The organism is Croceicoccus hydrothermalis (genome assembly GCF_022378335.1).
GTDB classification, from domain to species: domain Bacteria; phylum Pseudomonadota; class Alphaproteobacteria; order Sphingomonadales; family Sphingomonadaceae; genus Croceicoccus; species Croceicoccus hydrothermalis.
Genome location: NZ_JAIQCI010000047.1, coordinates 1 through 6,034, shown reverse-complemented (window position 1 = coordinate 6,034; position 6,034 = coordinate 1). Strand labels below are relative to the sequence as shown.

Below are 6,034 nucleotides of genomic sequence, written 5' to 3'. Positions count from 1 at the left end.
GGCGTGCGCCTTGATCAATCAGGCACCGCCACATCGCCGTCCGAACAACACGAAGCGGTAGCCTCATGAATAGGACGGGCTAGAGGCAGCCCTCCTTCAGGGAGATGGAACCCCTGACATGTTCACCCAGCTGAACCCCCCGCTTCCCGTGCACGTCATCGATCGCGGCGCCGGGCTCGCCTTTGCGGTCATCGACTACGGGATGGAGCACAATCTTATCTGGGTCACCGCGATCGATGCGACCGGCGAAATCTGGTGTGCCCCCAATCCCAAGGTTCGGCTCAGCGAAAACTGGACTGCCGGCCGGATCGTCAATCCAGCGCGGGATAGTGGCCGGCAGGCGGAATCGAAGGAACAGGAATGAACAAGCGCCCACTGGCCTTTTTCGCGCACCATCAGGGCCGCGGTCATGCCAACCGGATCATGGCTATCCTCGAACACATCCCGGACGATCGGCCGGTCACGATCATGACGGCAGCGCCCTCGCAGTTCGACAACCGGCCGCGCGATGCGACCATGGTCAAGCTGCCGAACATGATCGGTGCGCCCTCGCGCAGTCCGGCGCTGCACGACCAGCCGACGCCGGAGGTGATGCACTGCGTCCCGCTCGGCGTGGAGGAAATGCGCCAGCACATGGGGTCGATTGCAGAAACGCTGCGGAAGGCCGACCCGGCGCTGTTCGTCATCGACGTTTCGGCGGAGATCGCCCTGTTGTCGCGCATCATGAGTGTGCCGGCCGTGACTATCAGGATGCATGGTGACCGTGAGGATGTCGGTCATGTCGCGGGCTACGAAGCCTGTGTCGCCATGCTGGCCCCGTTCGACGAGCGGATGGAGCAGGCTAGCTACCCGCCGCGCCTTCGCGAGCGCACATTCTACACGGGCGGTCTGTGCACTACCCGCGCGCCACTGCTCGAAAAAGGGGAGGCACGCGCCAAGCTCGGCTTGCCCGAAGACAGGACCATGACGCTGGTAATCGCCGGTGGCGGAGGATCGGGTACGCCTTACGCCCCGCTCACGGTCGCCGCGCGCGCGGAGCCGGAAACGCAATGGCTGGTCGCCGGACCGGTGCACCGCGAAGGGCACGAAACCGATTTCGGAAATCTGCAAGAGCTGGGCTGGATCGACAATCTGACCTATTATCTGTGCGCTGCTGATCGCGTGATCGCTTCGGCCGGCGACAATACGGTCCACGAAATCGCCCGGGCGGCCAAGCCGTTCCTGTGCATCCCCGAATGGCGGTATTTCGACGAGCAGCAAGCCAAGGCGAGAGAGCTGGAGCGCCTTGGCGCGGCGACTTACCGGGAGACCTGGCCCGCCTCGATCCCCGAATGGCAGCGCGCGCTATCGGAGACCGACGCGCTGGATGCCGGCGTTCTTGCATCGCTGCATGACGATGATGCCGCGCGGAAGGCCGCGCACTGGCTGGAGGAACAGGCTACCCGCCTGTGGGCGGTCAGCTGAACAGCACGTCAGCACCCTGCCGAGTCTCCGCAATTTCGCTCGCCGTCGGCTGACGCATGATTTCGAGGCGTGTTTCGGACCGCTTTACCAGTCCGCGCCGCTCGAAATCGTCCAGCCAGTACTGCATGCACCACTCGCCCCAGCGGCTTCGATAGAGCCGGGCGTTGCGGATGATGGTATTGAAATGCTGCAAGGGCGGTTTGTGGACGTGGTGGTGCTGGTGGAAGCAGATCGTCCCACCAAGCCAGTACATGCGCGCGCCTGCACGCTTCAGCCGCTGGCCAAGGTCCGTCTCTTCGGCACCGTAGCCGATGTAATCCTCGTCCATTCCGCCAGCCGCAGCCCAGGTCTCGGAGGACATGATGAAAGCCAGCCCCCACAATTCACCGAAATCCGCGATCGGATCGAAGGAGGTATCGTCCAAGGGCCGCTTGCTGGGATGGCGCACGCCGGTGCTGGCCAGCAGGTAGTAATCCGGCGCCCCGTCAGACGTGAGCCAGCCGTCGTCGTGGCCGGGCAGGTAACGCACTTCGGGGAGGAACATGCCCTTGCCATCGTGCACATGCGCTTCCGCCGCGCGGCGCACGAATTCCGGATCGGGAATGCAATCGACGTCGAGGAAGGCCAGAACATCGCCCTCCGCCAGTTCCGCAGCACGGTTTCGCGCGGCGGCGAGCGGCATGGGTTCTCCCGGTACCTGCACGCAGCGGACGAGCAAGCGTCCGTCGGTTTCGATCTGCGGCGGTTCGTCCTGCATGTAGGCGACAACGAGTTCGTCTGGCGGGAAGGTCTGAGCCTCGAGTCCTGCAATCAGATGATCGAGATGTTGCTGGCGTCCGCGCACCAGCGTAAGCACCGAAACGGATCGATAGGTACTCACCAGCTGCCTCGCGCCTGGTAGTGCCGGACGCCTTCCAGCACGCCGGCAGCATAGCACCCTTTCGCCAAATAGGCATGGGACAGCGACGGATCCTGCGCCAACCCGTCGCTCGCATTGCCGACCACGATCGGGAATGGACAGGCGCGCAGCATGGTCACGTCATTCCCGCTGTCGCCTGCGACGACGACACGCGACTGGGTCAGCGAGAGCTCATCCGCCACATGGACGACCGCCGGCCCCTTGCCGGCACCTTCGGACAGGATGTCCAGATACCGACCATGGCTGGCCACGATCTCCACGCGCATGCCAGCTTTCCGGAACGCGCGGCGGATGTCTTCGGGATCATGCTGGTCTATGAAGAAGCTGGCTTTGCCACTGTGCTGTTCCAGCAAAGCCTGCTGCCTCAGCCCGAGTGTCTCTGTAACTTCGCGAACCGTATTCTCCTGCCAGGCGTTTTCCACCCGGCGTCGCCAGCCTTCGTCTTCCGAGAAACAGCGTTCGTCCCGGTCATACCAGTGGATGCGGGTGCCCACGCTGCTGATGATGAAGTCGGGTGTCGGTACGCCTTCCGCCGCAAGGATTGCTTGCGCGCTATGGAAACTGCGCCCCGTCGCGATGCCGAGGGCGATATGGCCCGACTGTTCCGCTTGCCAGGTGAGGAATTCGTGCAAGGCTTCCCGATCGCCCAACAGGGTGTTGTCGATATCGCAGATCAGGATCCGGTCCCAGTGCGGTGCTCGTTCCAGCGGGCCGGTCAACTCATGCAGAAGGCGATGATACTGGTCGCGGTGAGCTGTCCAGTCGTAGGCTGCAACGGCTTTCACACCCGCAGTGGCGTAGCGTACCCACTTGCGCCTGTCCGTCACGATGTCCCGGCAAGCGGTGGCAATCGCCTGCGGATCGCGCGGGCAAACGAGTTCGCCGTTGCTGCACCGTTCCACGATATCGTTCGGGCCGCCGCTGTCCGTGGCGACCACCGGCAGGCGCGACGCGGCCGCTTCCAGCAGCGTCAGGCCAAAAGGTTCGTTGAGGGCGGGGTTCACGAATACGCCACCGCTCTCGCGCGCCAGGGCATAATAGGCCGGGATGTCGGCGGGGTCGTGATGCTTGGGATAGGCGACCTTGCCGTATAGATCGTGTCGGTCGACCGCCTCGATCAGCTCCTGCACCACCTCGCGGCATTCCGTTTCCAGATCGCCGAGCAGGGAGCGGCAGCCTGCGACGACCACCAGGTTGGCGGAGTCCTGCAACTTCGGGTCACCGGCGTAGGCCTCTACCAGACCCAGCAGGTTCTTCTTGCGAACTGGCCGGGCGATGGCGAGCAGAATCGGCTTGGCCGGATCGCGCAGGAAATGCGCCAGATCCGCCCGCACCTTGTCGGTGGGTTGCGCGCTTTCGAACCGAGTCAGGTCGCATCCCGGCGGGATCACGCGGATGCGACCCGCTTCGATGCTGTCGTAGTGAGCGTATTGTGCTTCCGCCTCGTCGCGCGAGCTTGCTATTACGGCGTCAGCGAGAGCCAGTGCCCGCTCTTCGACAGCTATCCGCGTATGCAGGCTGGCGTCGGCACCGCCATTGACTTCGCGCTTGACCGCGCCAAGCGAGTGGCCGGTGAAGACGTAGGGGATACCGAGCTCTTCCTTCGCCTTGCGGGCCAGGATGCCGGCATCGGCATAATGGGCATGGATGATGTCGGGCTTGCGATCGAGATCGTTCAGGTAAGCGAGAAACGCCTCGCACAGCTCTCCGTGTCGCTCGTGCAGGGCTTCTTTGGGTAAGTATGACGGGTCGCCATCATCCAGCCGGACGAGCCGTATCTTGCCTTGCGCCTCTGCACATTGCGCATCGAACCGCATGCCCAGCTTCGCGTCGGCAAAACCGCGGGTAATGATGTCTATACGGTCGATGGCCGGATCGCGCGCACTCGCGCAGGCCAGTTCCAGCAGATAGGTGATGTGGCCACCGGTGTCCGCGTTGATGCCATAAGGGACACCGGACAGTGTGAGACAGCCCTGAAGGGCAACATGACAAACAAACATCGACGGGCTCCGGATCTGCGGGTACCTATGCGCGTGGCTGTTCCAAGTTCCTGACAATCAAGGTGATAAATGTTGCTTTCATGCGTATAGCCCACGTCGCGCCTGTTATTCACCCGGTCCCGCCCGTCACTTACGGCGGAACCGAGCGGGTCATCGCGGACATTGCCGCCGCGCAGGTCGAGGACGGTCACGAGGTCACCTTGTTCGGCCCGGCCGATTGCACGCTTCCGGATGTGTGGCACGTGGGCGACTACCATTCGCTATCCTGGCACGAGCAGCAAGGGGGTTCCGCCCCGCCGGGCCTGCCCGCCGTTCTGGAGGCGCAATTGCTGCGCGACGTGCTGACCCATGGCGGAGGGCACGATGTCGTTCATCTGCACGGCTCAGCCCATGCGAGCGCTGCCGCCAGCGCGCTCGGCATCCCGGCGCTCCGCACGATCCACTGGCGCGCCGACGAGCCGGATCACGTCGAGCATTTTCGCGCATTCCCGCATGAGCGGATCATCGCGATCTCGAATGCGCAGGCAGGGGCAGTGCCAGCTGGCAACTTGGCAGGCGTGGTGCATCACGGGATGCCTACGGAGCGATATCGGGCGGGCGATGGATCGGGGGGCTACCTCGCATTCCTCGGGCGGATGACGGACCAGAAGCGGCCGGATCGCGCGATAGACCTCGCGCGCGCAACCGGCCGGGACTTGCGCCTCGCCGGTCCCGTCGATCCGGGCAACCCCGGGTATTTCGACGAAGTCGTCCTGCCCGCACTGGACAATCGGATCAGGCATGTCGGGAGTGTCGACGATGCGCAGAAGCAGGGCTTTCTGGGCAAGGCAGCCGCGCTGGTATTTCCCATCGACTGGCCCGAACCTTTCGGCTTGGTGATGATCGAGGCGATGGCATGCGGGACGCCGGTCATAGCGTGGCGGCAGGGCAGCGTACCCGAAGTGATCGAGGACGGGGTGACAGGTATCGTCGTCGATAGCGTTGCCGAAGCAATCGATAGGATGGACGAGGTGCTACAGCTGGACCGCTCGGCTATTCGGCGCCGGTTCGAAGAACGGTTCTCCGCGCAGCGAATGGCGCGCGAGACGCTGGCGCTTTACCGCGAAGCCTGCTCGTCCCGGTCCTCGAAAGAGTCCAGTGCCAGCATTCCTTCGCCATAGAGATAGTCGCCGCAAAACTCGCCGAGCCGTTTCAGTTCGGCCTCGTCCAGGATCTCGATCCGTCCTTCGCCATGCGGTTCCAGCACGCCGCGTTCCTTCAGGATACGAAAGCGGCGATTGGCATGGACCGGTGTGATACCGCATGCCTCCGCATAGTCGCGCTGCAGCAATGGTACCGGCAAATTGCGACCGTCATACAGGTCGACGAACTTGAGCCGTTCGATGATCTCGCAAACGAGGTGCGCGATCCGCCCTTCTGCATCGAGCCGTCCGAGCCGGAAGATCCATTCGCGGTGCATGGCCGCATCCAGCAAGGTGGAGAACCACAGCGCGCGAGCGAGATGAGTTGAGCGCTCGAGCAGCTTGGCAATGGCCGAATGCGGCACCTCAGCAAGGTGAACGCGCCCTAGGCCGTAGACTCATAACGCGGCGCACCAGATGCGTGCACAGATGAGCTTGACGGCGGCGAGATAGTTGTCGGGGCACTTGTC

Annotated in this window: 6 protein-coding genes; 3 read left to right on the top strand and 3 right to left on the bottom strand. The window is 63.6% G+C overall.

Annotated features, from left to right (window positions below; all coding sequences use genetic code 11):
- Positions 1-118: 118 nt before the first annotated feature.
- Both K4G67_RS16060 and K4G67_RS16055 read left to right on the top strand, forming a co-directional pair.
- Positions 119-364, top strand: a complete 246-nt coding sequence (locus tag K4G67_RS16060; RefSeq protein WP_239807280.1) for a hypothetical protein — start codon at positions 119-121, stop codon at positions 362-364.
- Entirely contained in the window at positions 361-1,464 is a 1,104-nt protein-coding gene (locus K4G67_RS16055) for a glycosyltransferase (RefSeq protein ID WP_239807279.1), read from the top strand. Before K4G67_RS16060 ends, K4G67_RS16055 begins: the two co-directional genes overlap by 4 nt.
- Here the strand turns inward: K4G67_RS16055 and K4G67_RS16050 are convergent.
- Both K4G67_RS16050 and K4G67_RS16045 read right to left on the bottom strand, forming a co-directional pair.
- Positions 1,457-2,344 (bottom strand): glycosyltransferase family 2 protein, encoded by an 888-nt coding sequence (locus K4G67_RS16050; protein ID WP_239807278.1) that lies wholly within the window; start codon positions 2,342-2,344, stop codon positions 1,457-1,459. The two genes, K4G67_RS16055 and K4G67_RS16050, sit on opposite strands and share 8 nt — an antisense overlap.
- Positions 2,341-4,383, bottom strand: a complete 2,043-nt coding sequence (locus tag K4G67_RS16045) for an HAD-IIB family hydrolase (protein WP_239807277.1) — start codon at positions 4,381-4,383, stop codon at positions 2,341-2,343. Before K4G67_RS16045 ends, K4G67_RS16050 begins: the two co-directional genes overlap by 4 nt.
- A gap of 80 nt (positions 4,384-4,463) precedes the next feature.
- Between K4G67_RS16045 and K4G67_RS16040 the strand changes: the two genes are divergently transcribed.
- Positions 4,464-5,543: a glycosyltransferase family 4 protein gene (locus tag K4G67_RS16040; protein WP_239807276.1), complete on the top strand. Its 1,080-nt coding sequence runs from the start codon at positions 4,464-4,466 to the stop codon at positions 5,541-5,543.
- On the opposite strand, the gene K4G67_RS16035 is transcribed toward K4G67_RS16040, so the two are convergent.
- A complete protein-coding gene (locus tag K4G67_RS16035; RefSeq protein ID WP_239807275.1) occupies positions 5,480-5,929 on the bottom strand; it encodes a Crp/Fnr family transcriptional regulator in 450 nt (149 codons plus the stop codon). The genes K4G67_RS16040 and K4G67_RS16035 overlap by 64 nt on opposite strands.
- Positions 5,930-6,034: the final 105 nt, after the last annotated feature.